This window comes from Psychrosphaera aestuarii, from assembly GCF_017948405.1.
Classification (GTDB): Bacteria; Pseudomonadota; Gammaproteobacteria; order Enterobacterales; family Alteromonadaceae; genus Psychrosphaera; species Psychrosphaera aestuarii.
On sequence record NZ_CP072844.1, the window covers coordinates 2,709,955 to 2,733,987 of the forward strand.

17 protein-coding genes and 3 tRNA genes are annotated in these 24,033 nt (G+C 38.4%); 7 read left to right on the forward strand and 13 right to left on the reverse strand.

Going from position 1 to position 24,033, the window contains the following annotated elements; translation table 11 throughout:
- Positions 1-29: 29 nt before the first annotated feature.
- The 5 genes from J9318_RS12310 to J9318_RS12330 all read right to left on the reverse strand — a co-directional run bounded on the left by J9318_RS12310 (position 30) and on the right by J9318_RS12330 (position 7,601).
- On the reverse strand, positions 30-1,370 hold the full coding sequence (locus J9318_RS12310; RefSeq protein WP_210560189.1) for a sigma-54 interaction domain-containing protein: 1,341 nt from the start codon (positions 1,368-1,370) through the stop codon (positions 30-32).
- A gap of 19 nt (positions 1,371-1,389) precedes the next feature.
- The gene (locus tag J9318_RS12315; RefSeq protein WP_210560190.1) at positions 1,390-3,681 is read right to left on the reverse strand and encodes an ABC transporter substrate-binding protein; all 2,292 of its coding nucleotides are present in this window, start codon (positions 3,679-3,681) and stop codon (positions 1,390-1,392) included.
- Between the two features lie 80 nt (positions 3,682-3,761).
- Complete coding sequence (locus J9318_RS12320) at positions 3,762-5,903, reverse strand: GumC family protein (protein WP_210560191.1); 2,142 nt, start codon at positions 5,901-5,903, stop codon at positions 3,762-3,764.
- 1 nt (position 5,904) lies between these two features.
- Positions 5,905-6,447 carry a polysaccharide biosynthesis/export family protein gene (locus J9318_RS12325; RefSeq protein ID WP_210560192.1) on the reverse strand — a complete coding sequence of 181 codons (543 nt, stop codon included), beginning with the start codon at positions 6,445-6,447 and terminating at the stop codon, positions 5,905-5,907.
- Positions 6,447-7,601: a hypothetical protein gene (locus tag J9318_RS12330; protein ID WP_210560193.1), complete on the reverse strand. Its 1,155-nt coding sequence runs from the start codon at positions 7,599-7,601 to the stop codon at positions 6,447-6,449. Before J9318_RS12330 ends, J9318_RS12325 begins: the two co-directional genes overlap by 1 nt.
- Positions 7,602-7,780: 179 nt before the next feature.
- On the opposite strand from J9318_RS12330, the gene J9318_RS12335 reads away from it, so the two are divergent.
- Complete coding sequence (locus tag J9318_RS12335; protein ID WP_210560194.1) at positions 7,781-8,746, forward strand: serine/threonine-protein kinase; 966 nt, start codon at positions 7,781-7,783, stop codon at positions 8,744-8,746.
- 39 nt (positions 8,747-8,785) lie between these two features.
- Here J9318_RS12335 and J9318_RS12340 read toward each other — a convergent pair whose 3' ends face one another.
- The 5 genes from J9318_RS12340 to J9318_RS12360 form a co-directional block, all read right to left on the reverse strand.
- Positions 8,786-10,111, reverse strand: a complete 1,326-nt coding sequence (locus tag J9318_RS12340; protein ID WP_210560195.1) for a Na+/H+ antiporter family protein — start codon at positions 10,109-10,111, stop codon at positions 8,786-8,788.
- Positions 10,112-10,460: 349 nt separating this feature from the next.
- Positions 10,461-10,536 (reverse strand) — tRNA-Phe (locus tag J9318_RS12345).
- 26 nt (positions 10,537-10,562) lie between these two features.
- Positions 10,563-10,638, reverse strand: a tRNA-Thr gene (locus J9318_RS12350).
- A gap of 50 nt (positions 10,639-10,688) precedes the next feature.
- Positions 10,689-10,764, reverse strand: a tRNA-Phe gene (locus J9318_RS12355).
- Between the two features lie 150 nt (positions 10,765-10,914).
- Positions 10,915-12,069: an EAL domain-containing response regulator gene (locus J9318_RS12360; RefSeq protein ID WP_210560196.1), complete on the reverse strand. Its 1,155-nt coding sequence runs from the start codon at positions 12,067-12,069 to the stop codon at positions 10,915-10,917.
- 141 nt (positions 12,070-12,210) lie between these two features.
- Between J9318_RS12360 and J9318_RS12365 the strand changes: the two genes are divergently transcribed.
- The gene (locus J9318_RS12365) at positions 12,211-15,015 is read left to right on the forward strand and encodes a hybrid sensor histidine kinase/response regulator (protein WP_210560197.1); all 2,805 of its coding nucleotides are present in this window, start codon (positions 12,211-12,213) and stop codon (positions 15,013-15,015) included.
- A 72-nt stretch (positions 15,016-15,087) separates the two neighbouring features.
- On the opposite strand, the gene J9318_RS12370 is transcribed toward J9318_RS12365, so the two are convergent.
- A complete protein-coding gene (locus J9318_RS12370) occupies positions 15,088-15,357 on the reverse strand; it encodes an oxidative damage protection protein (RefSeq protein WP_210560198.1) in 270 nt (89 codons plus the stop codon).
- A gap of 76 nt (positions 15,358-15,433) precedes the next feature.
- Positions 15,434-16,525: an A/G-specific adenine glycosylase gene (gene mutY / locus J9318_RS12375; RefSeq protein WP_244731685.1), complete on the reverse strand. Its 1,092-nt coding sequence runs from the start codon at positions 16,523-16,525 to the stop codon at positions 15,434-15,436.
- 132 nt (positions 16,526-16,657) lie between these two features.
- Here mutY and trmB point away from each other — a divergent pair, with 132 nt between their 5' ends.
- The 4 genes from trmB (at position 16,658) to J9318_RS12395 (ending at position 20,862) form a co-directional block, all read left to right on the forward strand.
- A complete protein-coding gene (trmB, locus tag J9318_RS12380) occupies positions 16,658-17,407 on the forward strand; it encodes a tRNA (guanosine(46)-N7)-methyltransferase TrmB (RefSeq protein WP_210560199.1) in 750 nt (249 codons plus the stop codon).
- 1 nt (position 17,408) lies between these two features.
- A complete protein-coding gene (locus J9318_RS12385; RefSeq protein WP_210560200.1) occupies positions 17,409-18,488 on the forward strand; it encodes a methyltransferase in 1,080 nt (359 codons plus the stop codon).
- A 219-nt stretch (positions 18,489-18,707) separates the two neighbouring features.
- Positions 18,708-20,345, forward strand: a complete 1,638-nt coding sequence (locus tag J9318_RS12390; protein WP_210560201.1) for a sensor histidine kinase — start codon at positions 18,708-18,710, stop codon at positions 20,343-20,345.
- Positions 20,338-20,862, forward strand: a complete 525-nt coding sequence (locus J9318_RS12395; protein ID WP_210560202.1) for a YfiR/HmsC family protein — start codon at positions 20,338-20,340, stop codon at positions 20,860-20,862. The genes J9318_RS12390 and J9318_RS12395 overlap by 8 nt, the downstream gene beginning before the upstream one ends.
- A gap of 2 nt (positions 20,863-20,864) precedes the next feature.
- Here J9318_RS12395 and J9318_RS12400 read toward each other — a convergent pair whose 3' ends face one another.
- Positions 20,865-22,604 carry a type 1 glutamine amidotransferase family protein gene (locus J9318_RS12400; protein WP_210560203.1) on the reverse strand — a complete coding sequence of 580 codons (1,740 nt, stop codon included), beginning with the start codon at positions 22,602-22,604 and terminating at the stop codon, positions 20,865-20,867.
- 225 nt (positions 22,605-22,829) lie between these two features.
- Between J9318_RS12400 and folE2 the strand changes: the two genes are divergently transcribed.
- Positions 22,830-23,756: a GTP cyclohydrolase FolE2 gene (gene folE2, locus J9318_RS12405; RefSeq protein ID WP_210560204.1), complete on the forward strand. Its 927-nt coding sequence runs from the start codon at positions 22,830-22,832 to the stop codon at positions 23,754-23,756.
- Positions 23,757-24,033 lie beyond the last annotated feature (277 nt).

Consider the following 24,033-nt stretch of genomic DNA (forward strand, 5'->3'; position numbering starts at 1 on the left):
CAGCTTGATTGTTTAAACTGCACAGTGAGTTAGTCCTCACTGTACCTTTCTAGTTTGTTGTATAGCGTCTTTACGCTAATCCCTAGTTTTTCTGCTGTTTCAGACTTATTTCCCTTATTTTTTTCTAAGTTTTTCTCAATTGCTATTTTTTCAATATCTTCTAATGGGACATCAAGGGGAATCCCCAGTTCAGCATCGCTTGTTTCACTAGATGCAAGCTCATCAAAAAGTATGTGCTCGGGCCCAATTACATCTTCGGCTAAAATAAAGCTGCGCTCGACCACATGCTTCAATTCTCGTACATTACCAAGCCAATGGTGTGCTTCTAACATATCTACCGCCTCTGATGACATTGACTTGGCCGAACCGTTTTCCATATTCCGGTAAGCTAAAAAGTGCTGAGCCAAACCAACAATATCATCGCCTCGATTTCTAAGCGGCGGCATTTGAATTGGAAATTGAGCTAGCCTGTAATATAGGTCCTCTCTAATAAACTCATTAAAGTTTTCACCCATTACTCTATTTGAAGCTGCTACTACCCTTACATCGCAATGCAAAGTCTTGTCGCTGCCAACAGGCCTATAGTCCCCTGTTTCTAACACTCTTAGTAATTTAACTTGGTGCTCTAGTGGCATTTCGGTAATTTCATCTAAAAATAATGTGCCATTATTTGCTTGCTCAAACACACCTTTGTGATCACGATTGGCGCCGGTAAATGCGCCTTTAACATGACCGAACAATTCACTTTCCACTAACTCTGGACTCAATGCACCGCAGTTGACAGCGATAAAGGGGCCGTTCGCTCGACTACTGACTAAGTGTATTGTATTGGCGACAAGCTCTTTACCAGTTCCGCTCTCACCGTTTACGAAAACATTAGCCTGCGTAGCGCTTACTTTGCGTAAAGTGCGATACAGCTTTCGCATCGGTTTTGATGATCCCAAAAGTAGCCCAAATTGATCTAATACACTTTTTTTCGCTGACTTTGAAACATGCTTTTGTTCCCCTAAGTCTTCCACAAGCTCATCAAGGGTAACGGTAATATTCTTTATATCGAAGGGTGCTCTAAAGTGATAAGTAATACCATTAAACATTGCCTCATCTAAATAGGCATTTGGCTTTCCATCACTAAAGATAATTATCTCAGTTTCGGTAGACTCATTTAATTCTTTTACCAAGGCTAAGTCTGATGCAGAAAACCGATTGCTTTGTATAAGAGCAATGTCTGCTGGCTCTGATTTAAGCTTTGTTAAACCCTCACCTTGCTCAGTGCAATAAAACGATTGTCTACCTGGTCCTGATATACCGGGCTGTATAGATTTGATTAATGATGTTTCTACTAAATCGATTAAAAAGCTAATGTTAGCCATGTGTGTTAACGTCCATAGTTCAAGTTAGATGGTCCATTAAAACCAAATAAAATTTGCTTATATCAATAGGCTTGGCAACATAATCGTCAAAGCCTGCTATTTGGTATTCAGTTATATCTTCAGCCATAACATTGGCAGTTACAGCAATTAGTGGACTGGCGATTGGCTTACTTTTCAATACTTTACAAGCCGACAAACCATCTAAAATGGGCATCTGGATATCCAGCAATATTAAGTCAAAATCTCGTTCATGAGCTAAATCAACGGCCAGCTGACCATTTTCAACTATTTCGAACTCACAACCCGTTTTCAACAATATGGCGCGAAATATCATTTGGTTCACTTTGTTATCTTCCGCAACTAAAATTCGCTTCGATGCGAAATCAGGAATATCAAGTTCTTCCTCTTTTTGTATGTTGCTAGGCGAAGGAAATGAATAATCGGGTTTTAGTGGTATTGAAATCGTAAAGCAACTGCCTTTACCAAGGTCACTCTCTACTTGAATGTTTCCACCCATTAGTTCAACCAACATATAGGTAATTGGCATTCCAAGCCCTGTACCACCAAACTTTCTTGTAATCGATGTGTCGGCTTGCTCAAAGCGATAAAATAGCTTACTGACAGATTCATCATCCATTCCGATACCTGTATCTTTTACAATAAACAAAATCTGAGTATCGTCACCTTTATTTTCTCTCGCGCTTATCTTGATAGTCACTCCGCCTGTATTGGTAAATTTTACGGCGTTGGAAATAATGTTGGTAAATATTTGCTGTATCCGCGTCGGATCTCCAATCCAACCATCATGAAAATCGTTATCAAGGACTGTTTCTAATGTAATGTTTTTGCTTTGAGCCAACGCTATTTGTGGTGCCAATACAGTATCTAAAATACTCCTGAATGAAAAAGGAACCGTTTCTAATGATAACTTTCCTGCTTCTATTTTAGAGAAGTCCAATATATCGTTAATAATAGTCAATAAAGATGAACTGGATGTTAACGCTTGATCTACAAGGTGTTTAACATTGGCAGGTAAGTTCTCTAGTTTTATAAGTTGCAGAGAACCAAAAATGCCATTCATTGGTGTTCGAACTTCGTGGCTCATGTTTGCTAAAAATGCTGATTTGGATCGCGTTGCTACTTCCGCCTTTTCTGTTGATTGTGCTAGCTCTTCATTTTTTTCTTCTAATAGCGCGACACTATGACTTAAATAGTCGTTTGCTCTCTCCAACGCTAGCGTTTTATCTTTGACCAACGCTTGTAATCGACGATTAAATATCATTTGGTAAGCCAAGTAGCTAAATAGGATTATTGATCCTGCTGCTAAAACATAAATTGTATTTGTAGATAATTGAAATGGTTGAGCTTGGTGGTCAGAGAGTAGTAACCCGTCTATTGAAGACCCTGCACTTGCCATACCTAAATCTATATAAGCCTGTGCGATACGATCAAATCTTTCTGGATATACAGTTCCGATTGGTACAAAACGCTCTTTAATAAGCTGCTGCGTCGATTTTGCCTCAAGCTGTAACTTCTCTCTATCGGCATCGGGGCTATATTTATTTAATATTAGGTCGATTGCTTGCTCAGGATTATTCACCGCGTCTTGCCATCCCCTTCTCGCGGCTTCTACAAAACGTTTAACCCCTTCCATATCTGAATTGACGCGCGACTCAGTAGTAAAAATAAGATCTCCATAAAAGTCGATTCCATAGCTACTCGGGTCAAGTACATTTACCTCATAGCCTGCCTTTCTATACAAATGAGGCTGATTCGATAAGTAAGCCGAAAGTACGTCCGCTTGTTCATCTACTAATGCCCAATTATTAAAATTATGTGGGACATAGGTAAACTGCTCGCTACTAATGTTGAACAACTGCAACATAGCTTGAATAGAGGCATCATCAACAGACCGTTGATACATAATACGCTTGCCAATTAAGTCATAAGGGCTAGTTATATTCGCTGATTTTAAACTCATTAAAACCAAAGGACTCGATTGGAAAATAGTCGAAGCGATAACGACTTTTTTATCCAATAAACGGTGCAGAACAATACTCGAATCTGCAATGCCAAAATCAGCGCGCCCTTCGAGAACATCATTAAGAGGCGAGGTTTTCGGATTACGCTCATTAATAGTAACGTCAAAACCAGCTTCTTTAAAATAACCTTTCTCTAAAGCGACATAATAACCAGCAAACTGAAACTGATGCATCCACTTTAATTGCAACGATACTTGCTCAGCAGCTCCGGCTGATGGCGATCCTAAAAATAAGGAGAGGAATACAAAGAGGACTTTATTACAGCGCACACATTACTCCTTTGAATTGGTTAAGGATAATAATAGCTGATGACGACAAAGACTGGTTTAAAAGTTGATGATTATTTAAGTCAGGCGGTTCTTGCTTTTGATAAATCTGCTTTTAAATATTTTGAATATACTCCGGTATAGTACTTCTCGGTTTTCTTAACCTTATTCAATATGATGCCGCCAACAATAATATTAGCTTGTGCGAGTTCTTCTAAACAGTTACTTAATTCATTTTGACTGGTTTTTTCAACATCAACAATCAGGTAAATACTGTCAACATGCTTTGAAATGACAAATGCATCACTAACTGACATTACTGGCGGGCATTCTAACACAACCCGCTCATAGTTTGATTTTAGCGCATCGACTATCTTCTTTAGTCTTGGTTGAGACAAAAATAACAACGGATTTTTTGACTGGAAACCCGCTGTTAACACATGGTATTTGTATTCGGTATCGCGATGAATACTTTCACTAAGCTTTTGCTTTTTCGCGATTAGATTAGTAAGACCCGGACTATTAACATTAATGCCTAGTGCGTCACCAATTGATGGAAAACGTAAGTCCGCGTCAACAAGTATGGTCTTTTCAAGCTCAGAAAAACTATTGGCTAGTTGGATTGATAGACTTGATTTACCGTCGTTTGGGGTAATAGATGTAACTGCAATGACTTTTTGTCGCGACAACTTCCCATCAAGCAAAATGTTCGTTCGAGTTGAACGAAGCGCCTCCATGAAATTCATGTGTTTTGACGGATCGAGCTGGACCAGCGGCTTTTTACGTACACCTCGCACCTTTATTTTCGGCACCACACCAATTATTTTAGTGTTGTAGGATCTTGCAACCTTTCTAAACTGCAGTACTTTGCTGGCTAACATGGCTTCAATAAGGACTATCATAGCGGCTAACAACGCACTGGCGAGTGCTGCTAGTGTATATATGAGTAACGACTTTTTATTATTTGGGCTAGAGCTTACTTCCGCTTTTTCAACAACAAGGAGGTTTGAGGCATTAGCTAGATCTCTCATCATTTCTGATTCTTTTAATCGACGCATCAAATTTTCATATAGCTCTAGGTTCGCATCAAACTCTCGGCGTAATTTTTCGTATTCAAATTCAATCATGCCAAGATCTCTGAGTCTTGACGTTGCTTTTGTTAATGCGGCTTCTACCGACGTTACATTAGATAACTCAAGCTGTAATGTTTTGTTGATGGTTTTAATATGGCTATCAAGCTCTAGTGACACTTCAGAACGAGCGTCCTCGAACAACAACTTCGCTTTGATATATGCTGGATGTTTTGGGCCGTAACGAAGCTTAACTTGGCCGAATGCTTCTTGAGTATTTTGCAATTTAAGCTTGCTTTGACTTAACGTTTTTGAATTAGCGACCGCGGGTATACTAAAAAGCTCTTCTGGCGAGTATTTATGCTGAAGTATTTGCTGCTTCAATATTTGTAAGCGCTCAACTTCACGGGTGGTGTCATATTTTTCTTTGGTTAATTTTTCGAGCTTTGATTTCTCAACCGCTATCGCACTATTTATATCGATAAAACCATGCTCGTTTTGGTGCTCCGCTATTTTTCGTTCGGCTTCCAACAAGTTTTCTTTTACTCCTGAAAGTTTCGATTCCAGCCAGTAAGCATTATCTTTGTTCTTCCCTTCCATAATTTCTTCTTTAAAATTAATGAAGGTTTTGGCAATTTCGTTAGCAACAATGGCTGAATGACTAGGTGAGTGTGACTCGTATGAAACTTCGACCAAGTTGGTACCAGCCTTGGGTAAAACATCTATGTTGTCGCTTAGTATATCGATAGCATAAGAGCGATTTTTAACGAGCAACTGTTCTGAATGAACAAAAGGTTCGTAACCAGACTGCATTTGATAATGCACATTATGAATTAGGTTCAAGTTATCAACAATTTGGCCTGCAAAACGGCGGCTTCTTAATAACTCCAGCTCTGTTTCTGTATTATCCGCAACAGTGAGTCCGCTTGTCATTATATTTTGGATAGCATCAGCTTTGGAGGACGTTTCTTTGAACATAATTAAGGTTGAAGAGGTAAACCTATCAGGAACCTTCAGCAAGTAGTTATAAGTCAAAACAAAGGATAACAAAACACACAAGACCACAAACCACTTTCTCGACCAAACGATCGAAAATAGTTCTCCTAGGTCTATAACATCATCTAACTGATGTATTTGTTTGTTTTTTTCATCCATATTAGAAGAAGCTCTTCTCTATTTTGATAACATCACCAGGCATAATTATCGTCGATTTTTTTGCCTTAAACGTAACTTCCGGATAACCGCGCCGAACAATCCACTCTGAACTAGATGCGCGATCTTTAAGTCCACCGGATAATGCAATTGCCTGCTCTATCGTCAATTCAGCCTGATATTTATAGCTACCAGGGCTTTTCACTTCGCCATGAATAAAAAACGGACGATATTGTCGAACTGTTAACGTAACATAAGGATTAACTAAGTATCCATCTTTAAACAAGTTTTCTACTTTTGATTTAGCTTCTTCGCCCGTTAAGCCCTCTAAATTGACTTGCCCGATTAAAGGTAAATTAATAAACCCCGCTTGGCTTATTTTGGCTTTTACGTTCAGCTCAGGTTCTTGGAAAACAAAGATTTCAATTTCATCACCTGGGCCTAGTTGGTACTCACTGGCAAAAGCAGGCATAGAACCTATCAATAATACAAAGAATAAAACTATTGTTGTTACATTGAACAGTTGCTTAAGGCTTTCCCGTGACATTATAGAATCTCCCAGCTCATGCTCAATGACCAATTAAAGCCGTCGTGTACAAGCGCTTGTCGAGAACCGTCTAAATTTTCATAACGCAGACTTGATGAAATAGATAAATAATCAGATAAATTCCACTTTATACTCTGCTCTATACCCAAACTATCCGCTGAAATATCGTTGCCAAATTGGTAGTCTTTGTATGTCAGATAGGAGTTTAGCGACCAACTCTGATTTACGTTCCAAACTAAGTTAGCAATGTAACCTGTTTGTTCTACGCTACCAAAATTGGCATCGGGCGAGCTGTCAAACTGTCTTGTCGTCTCTAAATTAAATATAAAATCGTCACTTAACTTAATTCTATTCGCAATTTGCCATGAAAAAAGATCTGACTCTAGGGCATTATCATTTTGATATTGATGACTATTACCAATCAATATATCAAGTTGGCTGTTGCCAAGATATGCAGTTCTAAGACCTATGTATGCGTTTGTGATATCAAGTTTTTGTTTGTTTGTATTGGAAAAATCGGTTTTTGCTTGACGTTGACCCACTCGCACTAAAAAGTGTGAGTCTTCTGATATTCGATCTGAATAAACAACTGATGCTGCTAATGTGTTGCTTTTTTTCAAAAGCAAATTAGTGTCGCTAAAGTTTTCTATTTCAAGGTTTCGATCTAGCGCAATAGTTAGAGAGCGATTTTGACTAGCACGACCTATCGTCCATAATACACCTTGAGAACTAACCTCACGTGAAACAATACTTGAAAAATCTGACTGAAATCTAGCTTGCTCTAGGTCTACTGATTCTAACTTTTCACTTTGTTTAATGTAAACATCCACATCCATTACTGAGCTTAGAAAAATCCGACTTTCTAAGCTGACGGCGTAATCTAGCTCTCCGCTAATATCATTCATAGAACTAGAATCAGAAAATTTCGATGTTGCCATATCTGCTGAAAACTTTGCGCCAACGCCATTAAATAGCTTAGTTATTGATAAGCTGGCATTTATACTACTTTGAGTAACATTTTCTTGATATATTTCTGTGGATTTTTGAACGGCAGAGACTGTGACAGCTAGATTCTGCTGACTCCAATTTTGATCGGCATAGCTGTTAAAGCTACCAATTATGTAAAAAAGACTTAAAATACTTAGGGTGCGCACAACTTTTTTAATTATTATTTTATTTATCGCTGACTGATCGTTATTAATCAGCCAGTGTTAAATTTAACTAAATTCAGCCTCAATGGATACTTTTTATTTAGATTAATTAGTTTTTTTAGTCACTTTTCATGAATTAATTTATCCAAGTAAGAATATCAACGGAGTATTAGCTAAGCAATATGAAAAACATCGATCAGATTAAGACAGATTTAACGAAGGATGAACAAAAAATCTGCCACAATTTTGCAGGCCTGCCTGTTGTTTGTGAAGGTCAAATACTGCTTGACCGATATAAGATTGAAAGCCTACAAGGTAAAGGTCGCTACGGCCTTGTTTATCAAGCGTTAGATATGAATTCAAACACTTTGATCGCATTAAAAGTTTTAGATAACTCATTGACTGAAGATGAGAGTACCATTACTAACTTTCGCAATGAGCTTGTTGCTGTAAAAAAGTTGATCCACCCAAATATTATTAAGTTCCATGAATACCACCAGGTAGCAGATTTACACTTTATTACTATGGACTGGATTGAAGGCGACAGTTTAGAAAATATTATTGCCAGTGAGTCTCTTTCAGCCGGACAAACATTAGACATAATTCAACAGCTTATGGAAGGCCTAAATTATGCGCAACAAGCAGGTGTAAAACACTTAGATATAAAGCCAGAAAATATCATGCTAGACAACAAGGGCAATCTTTTTATTGCTGACTTCGGTTTGTCCGTTTTAAGTAAAGATATGACGTCAACTCGATTAAATGGAGGTCCTTATTACGCTCCTCCAGAATATTTATTGCACTCAGAGAGCAACCACACAACCGACTTGTACGCCGCTGGCGTCGTTTTTTATCAGCTGTGTTGTGACAAGTTACCGTTTATACAACAAACAGCAGACTTAAGTGCCGATGAAAAATTAAAAAGAAAGCCTAGTTTTGCGCCAACCAAAAAGCAGTTTAAACCGTTAAAAACTTGGATTGCTTCGCTAATTGAGTCAGATAAAGATAAACGCCCAACGACAATTGCTATCGCCATTGAGCGCTACTTTGACGCAATAGAAAAGAAACAAGACAATTTTTTTGGTATAAAAATTGGGCTAGTTACACTCGTTGCCATTGTCGCTTTTTATTTCGCGTCACTGCTCTAAATGTGCTGAGAGGCGCAGTTAAATATTGCGGGTTAATACTTACAAAGTCATGGCTGCTAATATTCCAAACAACACTAGCGGAATATTAAAATGAATAAATGTTGGTACTACTGTATCCCAGATATGATCATGCTGACCGTCTACGTTGAGACCCGATGTCGGTCCTAACGTTGAGTCTGACGCCGGAGAACCGGCATCGCCTAACGCTGCTGACGCGCCAACCAATGCAGCCGTTGCTAACGGTGAGAAACCAAATGACAAAGCAAGCGGCACATATATCGATGCGATAATTGGAATCGTCGAAAACGATGAACCAATACCCATGGTAATTAATAAGCCGGTAACGAGCATTAAAGTCGCAGCTAACAACTTACTATCCCCTACCATACTGACTGTTGCGGATACCAACGAATCAATTGCTTGGGTGGCTTTTAATACTTCAGCAAAACCTGCCGCTGAAATCATAATAAACCCAAATACGCCCATAATCATAACGCCTTTAGAAAACACGTCTTGTGTTTCATCTACTTTTAAAACGCCACCAGCGATAAAAACAACGAGTCCAACTAATGAGCCAATAATGACTGAGTCCGTATACAATTGAGATGCTAACGCCCCGACAATTGCGACAAAGGCGGTTATCAAATGGGAAGCTTTAACTGACACCTTTTCAGGCTCTGCGGCTAATATTTTTTCAATTGAGTATTGTCGTTTTCCTCGATAGCTTATCAACAAAGCGATACAAAGGCCTAAAAACATGCCAAATACAGGAATGGCCATAACTTGAGGTAATTGCTCTACATTTATCGTTACGCCATTATCAACTAGGTTTTGAAATAAGATGGTGTTTAAGAATATTTTACCAAACCCAACTGGTAGCAACATATATGTAGCAGTAAGACCAAAAGTTAATAAACATGCTACTGCCCTTCTGTCTAACTTAAGTTGCGCCATTACATGTAATAAGGGAGGAATTAAAATAGGAATAAATGCGATATGAACGGGTACGGCATTTTGAGAGGCAATGGCGGCCAACAATATACTACTTAGCAGCCCAGCTTTAACCCAAACAGTGCTAACCGCTTTATCAGTCTGCGCATTTATTTTCCCAATAATTTTTGTCGCTAATACATCAGTAATACCTGACTTTGAAATAGTGACAGCAAAAGCACCTAACATGGCGTAGTTTAAAGCAATAGCGGCGCCACCACCTAATCCGCCAGTAAAAACGTTAACCGTTTCTAAAAGACCTAAACCTCCAACTAATCCGCCAACTAAAGCGCTTACTATCAATGCCAAAACGATGTTGACCCTAACTAAGCTTAATCCAACCATTAATAAAACGGCGACAACAACAGCATTCATTTGAGATTCTCTAGTTTGAAAATAAAGATGAGATTATTACTGAAATAGATAGTCACTGGCTAGTAAAAACTAAATTTACCATGAGATATAAGGCGTTTAGTAAATAAAGGATGCTTTTGAATAAAGGAGGTATTTTATAATCTAAGTTCGATGCGGTGTCGGGTGCAATGGAGTGTCGGGTGCAATTGAGTGTAGCGAAATAGTGCCTCGACCCGGACAAAATTGACAGGATCAATTTTGAACAGCTTTAGCTGGCCCGAAGGGTAAAATACAAGGAAGTATTTTATAATCTAAGTTCGATGCGGTGTCGGGTGCTATGCGGTGTCGGGTGCTATGGAGTGTAACGAAATGGTGCCTCGACCCGGAATCGAACCAGGGACACGAGGATTTTCAATCCTCTGCTCTACCAACTGAGCTATCGAGGCACATATATGTGCGAAAAGAGAGAAAATGGTGCCGACTGCCGGAATCGAACTGGCGACCTACTGATTACAAGTCAGTTGCTCTACCAACTGAGCTAAGTCGGCGACACCAACCCATTGCTGGGATTTTCTCTTGCACTCACTCTTTTAAAGAATGGTGCCTCGACCCGGAATCGAACCAGGGACACGAGGATTTTCAATCCTCTGCTCTACCAACTGAGCTATCGAGGCACAAAGTGCTTGCAGCAAATATTCATGTTTTAAACAGTCCTACTTGGTGCGGCGTGTATTAAACGGATTTTAGGTTTTCAAGTCAACTAGTTTTTTAAATAGTTTCACTGAATGGGTATAAATTAAACTATCTGGGTGTTTTTTTTGCAACTAAGCCCAAACATAGGGCTTAGAGTAGAAATATCCCTGCACTATTTCAATACCAGCTTCTCTGACGAAATTTAACTCTTCTTTGGTTTCTACACCTTCAGCAACGGTTCTCATGCCAAGCGCTTTTGCCATTTCTACCGTTGAGCGAATAATAATTTTATTCTCTTCATGACTATGACAGTTACTAATGTATTGGCGATCTATCTTTAATTCCTTAAACGGAAATTCAGTCAACTGCTTCATTGTTGAATACCCAGTTCCATAATCGTCAATGGCTAACGAACAACCTAGCAGCCTTAAACGTGTCGCTATTTCTTGGGCTGTTAATAGGTTTTCAACCAAACACGTCTCAGTAATTTCAATGGTCAATCTAGCCGGTTGCACACCAAACTCTGAAAGTAACGAATCTATTTCATCAACAATACGATGAGAGTTTAAATCGCGCATTGATAAATTCATTGAGAAATTGATATTTTCGTATTTTGCCATTCGGGCCAATGACGTTCTAAACAAAACTTTATTGAACTCTGAAATACGTCCGTTCTCTTCAAAATCACTAATGAACTGATTCGGATAAATAATAGAGCCATCTTGGGCTTTTAATCGAGACAGTATTTCGTAGCCAATAATATTTTCATTTTCAATATTGATCTGCGGCTGTATGACCGGGCACAAGGTCACATCATTTATCTCAAAACTATCTGGGTCATAATTCCCAACAGTTGCCGCCATTTCTGGGTTTTCTGCTGAAATAATACGAGATAAAGCACGATCAACAAGTCCGTTTAACTGGGCAGCAGAAAAGGGTTTTGTTAATTGGCCAAGAATTGCCAAGTGACGCTGCTTCGCAATTGATTCAGCCATTTGTAAAACTTTAGACTCAAAGCCACTGATAACAATTACCTGGCCTTTATAGCCTGCATCGCCTAACAATTTTAAAAAAGCGATGCCGTCAATTTCTGGCATTTGCAAATCGACTAATACGAGGTCATTAAACTCAGAGTTAACGATTAAGCTTTCCAAACCCAAGTTCGGGTCACTGAAAAGGTTAACGTTTTTAAGACCAATCTCTTGGAATTTATCTTCTATAAAATGTAAAAAGAACGGATCATCATCTACTGCGGTAATCCTATTTAATAAATTAATATATTCCATATTACGAGCACAAAAACCTTGATTAAACTGAGTTATAGGAGGTATTGTTTACTTAACGGACATTTGTATGCATAAAGTGAACAACTAGTTGTATTAATAAGCTAGTTCAAAATAATAATCAATAAATAAAGTCACTCATTAATGGATAAAAAAATTAAAAAGCTCAAATTTGTTAGGATAACACACATATTTATCATAGGTTTAGTGTTATTCGGATGCCTAGCGACAATGGCAGGTGTTGGCGGTTTATACACCTTCTCAAAGTGGTTACAACCAGACCAACTCACCACCGACTTACAAAAACACGTAAATTCTATTGCTAAAGGCATGTCTGATGAAATAATGTCCATCGATAAACAAATTGAAGCTCAGCATTATATTAGTGCAGTTCACGGCGAATCACAAAATAAAGCATTTTTTCTTTATCGCATGGAAAACGGTCAGCTCATAAAACAAGCTAGTACCAATCAGCTAAAAGGCTACATTCCAAGCCCTATTCTCGCTAATCACGTATCCGATTTAAATAGTTGGGTAGAAATTAGAAAGATCATTACCATCAATGGCGAAGAGGCTGGTTTATTAATTGGTACCATGCTGAAACAAAAAGCTGATATCGGCTTTATTTTCACTTTATTTATTATCTCTACTATTGGTGCGATAGTTTTAACTCGCTTGTTAGTCTCTATGTTCAACTCGAGCGTGAACCGGGACAGCCTGCCACTCATATCAGAAACGAACTTAATCCTTAATAAAGAAAAATTTGATAAACGTTTAGCTCCGAAACGATTTGGGCCATTTGCTATTCTAGCCGCAACCATTAATAGCCTATTCAAAAAAGTCGACAGTTTGCGAAAAGACAATATCGAGTTAGATATTGCTAATGACAAGCTAGCACAAGAGATGGAAAGTAAAATCAATGAGCGTACCAACGCTTTGCGAATGGCAATGGAAGAAGCGGAACAGGCTAATGAGTCTAAATCGACATTCTTAGCGACCATGAGCCATGAAATAAGAACACCGATGAATGGTATTATTGGCTCTATCGATTTATTGCGCCGAAGTACCCTGAATCAGAATCAATTCAGGTTATCCGATACAATTCGTGAGTCGGCCTTTTCCCTATTACGAATTATTGATGACATTTTAGACTTTTCAAAAATAGAAGCAGGTAAACTTGAAGTAGAAAGCATACCTATGTCCATTAACTCAATTGTAGAAGCGGTAGGACGCACTCTCCTGTCTGTTGCAGAACAAAAAAATATAGAACTTAGATTATATTGTGACCCTGCTATCAGCGAGAGCTTAATGGGCGACCCAATTCGAATTCGACAAATCTTATTTAACCTTGCTGGGAATGCCATTAAATTTACCAATACCTCTACAACAAAAAAAGGTGTTGTACAAATTAGAGCAGAGATCAGCGAGAAAAACTTGGAATTTACTAACGTTGTACTGCGCGTTATAGACAATGGTAAAGGCATGACGGACCGACAAGTCAATTATGTGTTCCAGCCATTTAGCCAAGCTGAAGGTTCGGTCACTCGCCAGTTTGGTGGTACAGGCTTGGGATTAACTATATGCCAGCGTTTAACTGACCTTATGTATGGACATATAGATGTAAAATCTGAACTTGGTGAAGGTTCAGAATTTACCGTTTCACTACCGCTTCGCTCCAGTGTCGACAAAGTTACTACGCCAAACTACGACTTCTCTGAATTAGACTTAGTTTGCTTTTCAAGTGATTACCACAATATCGCTGCAATGGAGTCTTACGTAAAACATTACCAAGCGAATGTTGAGGTTTGCCATACGTCAGATTCCTTAAAGCAAATCATTGAACATTACCGCTTTGAACCGTCTCACCAATCTATTTGGGTCATAGACGCAACAATTCAGCACGATGAGACTTTAAACTTAGTGTATGACTTACTTGAAAATCCAAGTCTACTAAAAACTAAGTTTTTAGTGTTGAGTAATGCCATTGAAAATCAAGTTCAAGAACATGACAGAATATGGTACATGCATGCGACTCCGCTTTGTCGAAGTAACTTACTTGAGCTTATTCAAGACGTTTCTGACAATAAAAAGCACGACCCTGAAGCACCAAAAGACGAAGGCATAAAAACGATCCAAGCTATGTCTATTGAAGATGCGAGAAAAGCAAATCAATTGGTATTGCTTGCTGAAGACAACACCATGAACCAACAAGTTATTACCGAACAGTTAAATATGTTGGGCTATGCCGTTGAAGTCGCAAATGACGGACAAGAAGCGATAGAAATGTGGCGAAAAAACCATTATCCGTTAGTACTTACCGACCTGCATATGCCTTATAAAAGTGGCTATGATGTTGTAAAAGCAATTAGAGAAGAAGGCCCTGAGAGTTCCAGTGACAACTTTACTCGTGTCGTGGCAATTACGGCCAATGCATTAAAAGGCGAAGAACAAAAATGTATTAGTTTAGGTATGGACGGTTATTTAACAAAACCGTTAGAGCTTAATGATCTCGAAGTTGTTATGAAAAAATGGCTCAATATCGAAGAAAGTGAATCTACTCAACTTTTAAAAGAAACAACCCGAACAAAGCGCGCAATATCCCTAGAGGAAAATGGTGAGCCAATACAACAATCCGTATTAGTTAGTTATCTTGGTAATGACAAAGAACGTCATCGTAAATATTTAGACATGTTCAAGGCTAGGGGAAATGAGCTGATTGATAAGATCAACCTTGCTGCGGAAAACTCAGAGCGTGACAATATTAAAAACCTTGCCCACCAATTTAAATCGATGTCAAAAAGTGTCGGTGCAATGCCTTTGTTTAATTCTTCACAAACACTAGAGAGCGATGTTCAGTCGCTTGAAAGAGCGGATTTGAATGATTTGTTAACTACTATTCAAAAACAATTTAACGAAGTTATCAACTACGTGAATGAAGAGTATAAATAAATAAAAGCCTGATAAAACGTTCGAGCTTTATCAGGCTAATTTAGATCAAAAGTAGTTGCTAAGGTTTATGCCCTATTTTTTAGGTACATAACCTTCAATTTCAACATCTTTACCTTCAAATAAAAAGCCGACCATGGTTGTTTCTAATAACTCACGATGCTCTGGGTTAATCATTGACAGCTTATGTTCATTGATCAGCATTACTTGTTTCTTTTGCCACTCTGCCCACGCTTCTTTTGAAATATTATTAAAAATTCGAGTGCCGATTTCACCTGGATATAACTGGAAGTCCAATCCCGCTGATTCTTTTTTTAAGTATTCACAATAAACTTGACGTGCCATTTGAGTTTCACTTTTTATTTAATTTCAGTTACACACATTGTAATAAGGTTAATCCGCTTATGCTAGCGAGTTTTAACTATAAGTCTTGTAACAACTTCTTAGCCACTGCCGACAAGCCAACTTTGGTATCCGTTATGTTAGTAGCGTCAAACCAAATTTCAGTTTGCTCAGAGACTCCCAGTGGTATATCCGCCATGTCTGGTACTGGCAATAAGATAGGTTGAATATCAAGGTGATAATGACTAAATGTATGTCGAAACAGCTTATTCTCTTGAAAGTCGATATCCACGTCCGTTAATCCAATACTATCTAGATACGTTTGCATTGCGACTAAGTCTTCAAACTCAGGGAAACTATAAAGTCCTCCCCAAATTCCACTACTTGGTCGTTGATACATATACACACTATTATGGTGATTCAACATAAGCATATAAACAAACCTAATTGGTTTATCTTTTTTAGGTTTTGAAAATGGAAATTCACTTTGGCGTTGCTCTAATTTAGCAACACACTGCTCTGATAGCGGGCACACACTGCATTTAGGCTTACTTCGTGTACATACGGTAGCGCCAATATCCATCATCACTTGGTTAAAATTACCAGGACGTGAACGAGGCGTTAACTGATCCGCATAGGACCATAATTCATTTTCTACCGCTTTTTTACCCGGCCACCCTTCAACAGCAAAATAGCGAGTAAGCACACGCTTTACATTTCCGTCTAAAATTGCATGATGCTGTTGTAATGATAACGACAAGATAGCGCCAGCGGTGGAGCGTCCAACACCGGGTAAGTCGATCACTTTTTCAAAGGTTTCGGGGAACTTTCCTTTGTATTCATCACGAATTTTTTTCGCAGCTTTATGAAGATTTCGCGCCCTTGCGTAATAACCTAAGCCAGTCCACAAGTGTAAAACTTCGTCTTCATTGGCGTTTGCTAGATCGTTAATGCTTGGAAAGCGCTGAATAAAGGTTTCAAAATAAGGGATAACGGTTGTGACCTGAGTTTGCTGTAACATTACCTCTGATAGCCATACTTTGTATGGAGTTACGTCCTGCTGCCATGGCAGGTGTTTACGCCCATGCTTATCGTACCAATCAAGCACTTGCCTAGAAAACCATTGTGATTGAGACGTTGTTAATTCAGTCATAACTGTTATTTTTGCCATTATTCGCTATTTTTAAATAGCGCACACTATAACAAATAATCTTATTAATTGGCGTAAACCGCTTGAGACCCATGCGTTGCTGTAAGATAATGCGCGCCAAATTTAACCAAACACAACGAAACATAAGAAATCATGACTGACAATACTCGTAAAACTGCCGAACAAGCAAAAGCCGAAGGCAAGTACATTCGTACCATTAAAAGCTTTGTAAAACGTGAAGGTAGATTGACCAAAGGTCAGCAAAAAGCACTTGATCAGTTTTGGCCGACAATGGGTTTAGAACACACAAACGGCTTGATAGATTTTGTTGATGTGTTTGGCAACGACAATCCAGTTGTTCTTGAAATTGGCTTTGGTATGGGCGCCTCTTTAGTTCAGATGGCTAAAAACGCCCCTGATAAAAATTTTATCGGCATCGAGGTTCACTTACCCGGTGTTGGTGCTTGCTTGTCGTCTGCAGATGAAGCTGGCGTAACAAACTTAAGACTTTACAATCACGACGCCATTGAAATTTTGCGCGACTGCATTGCCGATGAATCGCTGCAAACCGTACAGTTATTTTTTCCGGATCCTTGGCACAAAACTCGCCACCATAAACGTCGTATTGTTCAACCAGCATTTGTCGAGAGCCTACGTACAAAATTAAAAATAGGCGGCGTATTTCATATGGCTACGGACTGGGAAAACTACTCTGAGCATATGATCGAGGTAATGGACGCCGCAGATTCGTTTGAGAATATTGCTGGTAAAATTAATAGTGATGAAAATGCCACTAGTGTATTTGTCGAACGTCCTGATAGTCGCCCATTAACTAAGTTTGAGCAGCGCGGACACCGACTAGGTCATGGTGTTTGGGATATTATGTTTGAACGAGTGAAATAAAATGGCATCAACCAGTAACACGATGCAACCTGAAAACCAAGTTATAGTCAGAAATATTGAACACCTTCCTTCTGGCAAGGTGTTGCTTATTGATGCACTTCCTGATCAGGCTATCAAAGAATTTTCGGCACTTAGACCTGATATAATCTGGACCGTTTATACGCCTTATATTGATACTGCAGAACAACTCTCAAATATTAATATTGCGTCGCAAGATTCCTTACCCGTACATAAATCAGCATGGCTGACGAGCGAGCAAGTAGGCTTATTTGATGCTGTTTTAATTTACTACCCTAAAGCCAAACAAAGATTTGATTACTACTTGTCTATGACCAGTCAATTGTTAAAGCAAGACGGTCAGCTATTTATTGTTGGCGAAAAGAAAGGTGGCGTTAAAAGTTGTGACAAAGCGTTAAAGCCCTTTTCTGACGGGATAAAGAAACTCGACTCGGCGCGTCACTGTATGCTTTTTACAGCTACTTTTAACAATAAAGCGTGTACCAAATCCATGGACTCTTGGTTTAAAGAAGTAAACTTAGACATTGATTTTGCTGGGACTACCATAAACTTAACCTTAGCCTCGTTGCCTGGTGTTTTTAGTGCTAAGCGTTTGGATAATGGCACTGAATTACTGTTAAAGAGTATGACTGCAGTTAACGGTAAAGGAATCGACTTTGGTTGCGGTTGTGGGGTAATTTCCGCAGCACTGAGCTTAAATAATGACAATGAGATAGTCGCGATTGATGTTGACGCATTAGCGGTAGAGAGCAGTAATAGAACCTTTAAAATTAACGGTAGTAACGCCACGGCCATTCATTCTAACGGCCTATCGAATCTTATGAATCAGAGCAACCAGTTTGACTTTATTGTCTCAAACCCGCCGTTTCATACAGGTTTACAGACAGACTACTCAATTGTTGATTTATTTTTGAAGAACAGCGCAAAGCTCATTAAGTCTAAATACGAAATGTGGATAGTTGCAAACTCGTTCTTACCTTACCCGCCTCTATTTAAAAAATATTTGAAGGCTGCAAACACCGTGGAAAACAACAAACGATTCTCGGTTTACCACATCAGATAGTCCTTGTTGTTATGCGTAGGAAGTTGTTTGTTTTCTACGCATAACAACCAACCTTTTTCGCAAAAAAAATAATTAAAGCAAAAGGTTAAATACACTTTATTTATTCATATTTAAGACTATTCTTAACAATAGCCACTATTTATAATAATCGCGAGTGACTCTTTTTTGTACGTATCAAATTACAACTTACACTTAGTTAACTGCGTATCAGCCTAAGTTATGAAACAATACAAACGTAGCATCTCTCTGAAGTCTGCAATAAACCGTGCAATTCTGCTCGTTAGCATTGCAACTCTTTTTATTTCAGTCTCTATCTCCACTTATGTTTACAAACAACGGTTAGAGGGCGAGTCAGCGTACTTAGCAAAAACTATCAGCGAAATAGTTGCTTATAATTCAGTTGTGCCTATCAGTTTTGATCTTAGAAAAGGTTTGAACGAATTTCTATCTACCCTGAACAATATCTCCGAAATCGCTAACGTACATATCTATAAAATAGACGCTAGTAAAGAGGCTTTAAAGTTTTTTGCGAGTTACAACAAAATCGGCGTGTTACCTGTATCTACGCAAATCGAGCGCCTAACATACCTAAACAAAGCTAGGATAAATAATGGCTACTTAGAATACGCGATGGCAATAAAAGATCCTAAAATCGGTGACGTAATTGGCCATGTATATATACGTACTCGACTTACCGCTTATTACGATAACCTCTACGATTTACTCAAAATTAATCTGCTAGTGATTGCTTTTGTCGCCTTACTGGCCTTTCTAATTGCGCAATCACTACGAAATAGAGTACTAAAACCCATTAATAATTTTGTTCAAGAGCTTGAGAGTGCTAGCCAAGATCAAGAATTTAAAAAGAAAGTATCGCCTATTCCCTTTGATGAGATTAGTGTCATCGCAGACGCTGTAAATGAGCTTTTGATAAAAATAGCTCAGCAAATAAGACGATTTTCATTGGCTGAACAAGAAATCACTCAACTAAATCAAAACTTGGAAGAAAAGGTGATATTTCGAACCAAAGCATTACGTGAGTCTAACGAAGAATTACTCAATGCTTTAGAGCAAGTACACCAATATCAATCTCAGGTTATTCAATCAGAAAAAATGGCAAGTTTAGGCCAAATGGTTGCGGGGGTTGCCCATGAAGTAAATACCCCAATTGGGTTAGGTGTTACAGCTTCAACAATGCTGTCAGATAGAATTGACGATATAAAAAGTAAATTGGATGATAAAACACTCAGCGCTGCCCAACTTGCGAGCTTTTTAAGTGACAGTCGGGAAAACACACAAATCATTTATCGAAATTTAACCCGAGCAGCGGACTTAATCAGTTCATTCAAACAAGTGGCGGTTGATCAAACTGCTGGTGTTATTAGAGAAATAAAACTGCATGAGTACTTGGACGAAATTATAAATTCTATGCAGCCGACTTTAAAAAAATACCGGCACATAGTAACGATTAATTGTGATGAAAGTTTAACGATTAAAACTAAGCCAGGGCCATTAAATCAAATCATCATCAACCTAATAATGAACTCCATCACTCATGGGTTTAAAGCGATGGAGCAAGGGCAAATAACAATTAATGCTACGCTTAATAAAGATAAGTGTATCGTTAACTTTATAGATAACGGCTGTGGAATTGAGGAAAAGATAAAACAAAAAGTATTTGATCCGTTTGTAACTACATCTCGCGGAGAGGGCGGTTCAGGTCTTGGCTTGCACTTAGTATATAACTTAGTGACTCAAGCCTTAAAAGGCAATATTTCGGTTGTTAGTGAGCTAACTAGTGGTGCCCAGTTTACTATAGAGTTTCCTGCTTATTTGCAGGAGAATAGCCATGACTAAATTAAGTTTACTACTATTAGTCTTGCTGTTGCCCTATAAGAGCTATTCAGATCAGACGGTAAATGTCGACGCGATAAACGTCTCTAAAACAGCAGCCTTAATCTACAAATTATATTTTTTTGTCGACTTTCCTAGCTCTTCGGACATTCCTAAGTATTGCTTTGTTGGAAAGAACAGTTTTGGTGTCGCCAAAGTGCTTTTAGATCAACAGAAGAACAATCAATTAAAGACAAAGATAAAAGTAAGTAAATGGCAAAGCCCGTCTGAAATAGACCCCAAGATGTGTAACGTAATATATTCGGCACCATCTTCAGCGGACGATAAAGATTTGTTCCAAGAGTTATCTAAGCTAGTCCTAACGGTTAGTAATTCTGTTGAGTTAAGGGAAACTGGGCATATCTCGAGCATCACCTATCAAGATGAAGAAGCGGTTTTAAGTTTCAGTAGAAAAAATTTGAAGCGTTCTGCTATCTTAGTTAATAGCCAATTAATAAGAAACTCAGACTTGAGGCCATAGCGCTAATTCGGCTCAATCGAAATATTGTAACCTCGATAAGAACAGTATCCGTAATTTTCTCCATTTACATTTCTACTTCCTGAAACAGACGCTGAATGCGGTAACTTCTCCACTGTCATTATGTGCCCTTTACCTAACTCTATATGTTTTAATACGGCCTTTTTGGCGCCGGTAGTGCACAGCATATACATCGTTTTAGAAAACCCCTCTGGTCGAAACACGCTACCTGATTGAACGACCGGCTGAGAGAAGCGGTTTGAGCTATATTTCCAGTTTGCGAAATCAAAAATAAGTTTATTCTCTTTTAATTCAGCAACATCGTCCTGAGTTAAGTAATTCATCTGTAAATGGTCAAATTTTGCAGGTGCCAAAGCGATAGCTTTACCCGCGGTATTGTCCAAAAACGTAACACCGGCCTCACCGCTTACGGAAAACGTCAACGTATCTTTCTTGTTAGCAATTGATAACACGGTGCGCTCGTCAATACCAATCCCGTAAGGCACTCTAATCATCGCTAATAATGACAACAAGCGACCTTGATTACTCAGGTCACCGAAACTATTGTCAAAGCTAATACCTGAAAACAAGTCTAATCCCGCTAAACTGAGTATTGGAGAATTTTGAATATGTACCGAGCCAATATTAGTAACATCACTTAAAATTTGGTAACCCGACATCAACACATCTTCACTGCGCCCTTTTACAACAAATGCATTACGTCCTTCTTTTCCAGATATCGCCCTAATTGAACCACCATTAAATGCTAACGTTAGTTTATTTTGTTGGTGCCTTTTCATGATGGTCAACCAAGCTGGATTAGCCTCAATATCGCTGAACATAAAGCTATTTAATAACACCTCTGGATCTCCATCATGGAAGTAAATACCATTGGCGTCGTCGATTAATTCCACTAAGTCTTCTGGAGAGTTACAAACATCAAGTAACTGTTCGCTCAGGTCACCATAGATTTTATCTCTAAAATAGCGCTTGGACACTTTATGTCTTACTGAATTTAGGTTGCTACAAGCCTGCTTTAATGTTTCATCGTCATTTAGTCCGCTCTCTTTCCAAACCGCATTTAACGCGGCATCAAGCGGCAACCATTTAGCATCTACATCAAACTGCTCAAAAGTTTTTATTAACCAATAAACGTCTTCAAACGCGTCTCGATTAGCGGCAGTTACGATAAGAATATTGTCGCCATCTACGCTATCTATAAACTGACGAAACGCTTTAGCAACAAAAACATTTTTGCTATTAAAAACGTCAACCTTGGCATTCTTGTATTGGTCTTTTTGTAAAAAACGACGATTAATAACGGTATCTTGAAGTACATCCAAAATCATTTGCCATTGAATATCTTTTAGATCAGTAGACTCGCCGACTCCTGTATTTCTAAAAACACGAGCAAGTTCTTTTTCTGGATAAGCCATTGTTTTTTGCAGTGGATATTTATTGAGGTTGCTAATAAAAATATCCATTTCTAAATTATGTAATGCAGCATCTGCCTTGTATAACGCAGTTAGGGTTTTAATATTTTCAGCACTTAATATATAGCTATGCTGAGTATGATGCGTTTCGTTAGTAGACAGCGGAGTAAGGCAGTTTTCAGGTTGAACACTTGAACAGACGTTTAGGCCACCACCAATAAGGATTGTTTGAAATTCTTTGGCATTACCTACCTTGGAAAAAGCTAAAAAAACCAATAATAAATATGAGGTTAATTTTAAGTCCCAAAACATTTTAATCACTACCCTATGAAATGAAATATGTGCTCCAATTGCAACACTACCACACTTATAATTTTTTTTTGAACCTTATAGTAAAAAGTTGAGTAAAACACTAGGTTATTTGGTTAATTAAACCGTGCAAGTGTGGTATAAATAGACACTATAAGCGAATTACCTTTATATACAGCCCTCTCTATGACACATGAGGGCTTTTGTTGTTTAAAATTTGGAGATTACATGCCAACTAAAATGCCAGATATTGCAAATCAAGCGAAAGCCCAAACTGAAGGTGTGCTTGATTGGGTAGGGATGAGCAACATTGAAATGCCATTAATGGTTGAGATGCAAGGTGAGACTCGTCCGACTTCAGCGCTGGTTGAAGCGTTTGTTAACCTTAAAGAGCCAAAAGCTAAAGGCATTCACATGTCTCGTTTGTATTTAATGCTAGATGAGCTTTCAGTTGAGAGTGCGTTAAATATTAAAAACCTACAAACGCTGCTTACTAACTTTATTGAAAGTCATCACGACCTTTCAAATGCTGCGCACCTTAAATTTGAATTTGATTATCACATGCGCCGTAAGTCACTGATTAGTGGCAAACTAGGTTGGAAAGCCTACCCAGTCGTAATTACTGGTAACTTAACAGACGGTCTATTAGATATTGAACTTGCTGTAAAAGTACCTTACTCATCAACTTGCCCTTGTTCTGCAGCACTAGCTCGTCAGCTTATTCAAAACAAATTCAACGAGACATTTGATGGACAAGCTAAAGTTGATGCTGAAACCGTTCATGCTTGGTTAGGCTCTACTGAAGGCATCGTCGCAACTCCGCATAGCCAACGTTCAATTGCAGAAGTCAAAGTTAAACTTTCAGAAGCCGTTACTGACTTTCCAATTGTTGATTTAGTTGACGCTATTGAGTTTGCTCTTAAAACGCCGGTTCAAGCAGCGGTTAAACGTGAAGATGAGCAAGAATTTGCCCGCTTAAATGGTCAAAACTTAATGTTTTGTGAAGATGCAGGTCGTCGTATTAAAGCGGCATTAAACAACATTGAAGGCTACAAGGACTTTTGGTTACGAGTTAATCATTATGAATCTTTGCATGCACATGATGCTGTATCAGTGGCCAGTAAAGGTATTGAAGGCGGATATTCATCTAAATAAATTATTTAGACAATGATGAAAGCAGCTACCCATCACTAGCTGCTTTTTTTATGACCAAATTTTGTTTTTAAAGTACAAATTAAAATAAAACCTCGCAACAAACCAAGTAAAATCAAGTAAAACCGTATATGTTACGGATTAAATTCGTAGTTAAATTACAAAAATTTAGAGTTTTAATACTAATATCCTCTTGATTTAACCATCGCCACAAGATAGATTATTTAAAATTAATGAATTTATATTCACAACATCCTATCTAATTTAGCATCGCTAGCTG

Excerpts from the sequence above, each read along its gene's own strand:
- J9318_RS12310 (WP_210560189.1), bottom strand. The coding sequence starts at position 1,370 with ATGGCTAACATTAGCTTTTTAATCGATTTAGTAGAAACATCATTAATC.
- J9318_RS12320 (WP_210560191.1), bottom strand. The coding sequence starts at position 5,903 with ATGGATGAAAAAAACAAACAAATACATCAGTTAGATGATGTTATAGAC.
- J9318_RS12325 (WP_210560192.1), bottom strand. The coding sequence starts at position 6,447 with ATGTCACGGGAAAGCCTTAAGCAACTGTTCAATGTAACAACAATAGTT.
- J9318_RS12335 (WP_210560194.1), top strand. The coding sequence starts at position 7,781 with ATGAAAAACATCGATCAGATTAAGACAGATTTAACGAAGGATGAACAA.
- J9318_RS12340 (WP_210560195.1), bottom strand. The coding sequence starts at position 10,111 with ATGAATGCTGTTGTTGTCGCCGTTTTATTAATGGTTGGATTAAGCTTA.
- J9318_RS12360 (WP_210560196.1), bottom strand. The coding sequence starts at position 12,069 with ATGGAATATATTAATTTATTAAATAGGATTACCGCAGTAGATGATGAT.
- J9318_RS12365 (WP_210560197.1), top strand. The coding sequence starts at position 12,211 with ATGGATAAAAAAATTAAAAAGCTCAAATTTGTTAGGATAACACACATA.
- J9318_RS12370 (WP_210560198.1), bottom strand. The coding sequence starts at position 15,357 with ATGGCACGTCAAGTTTATTGTGAATACTTAAAAAAAGAATCAGCGGGA.
- mutY (WP_244731685.1), bottom strand. The coding sequence starts at position 16,525 with ATGGCAAAAATAACAGTTATGACTGAATTAACAACGTCTCAATCACAA.
- trmB (WP_210560199.1), top strand. The coding sequence starts at position 16,658 with ATGACTGACAATACTCGTAAAACTGCCGAACAAGCAAAAGCCGAAGGC.
- J9318_RS12385 (WP_210560200.1), top strand. The coding sequence starts at position 17,409 with ATGGCATCAACCAGTAACACGATGCAACCTGAAAACCAAGTTATAGTC.
- J9318_RS12390 (WP_210560201.1), top strand. The coding sequence starts at position 18,708 with ATGAAACAATACAAACGTAGCATCTCTCTGAAGTCTGCAATAAACCGT.
- J9318_RS12395 (WP_210560202.1), top strand. The coding sequence starts at position 20,338 with ATGACTAAATTAAGTTTACTACTATTAGTCTTGCTGTTGCCCTATAAG.
- J9318_RS12400 (WP_210560203.1), bottom strand. The coding sequence starts at position 22,604 with ATGTTTTGGGACTTAAAATTAACCTCATATTTATTATTGGTTTTTTTA.
- folE2 (WP_210560204.1), top strand. The coding sequence starts at position 22,830 with ATGCCAACTAAAATGCCAGATATTGCAAATCAAGCGAAAGCCCAAACT.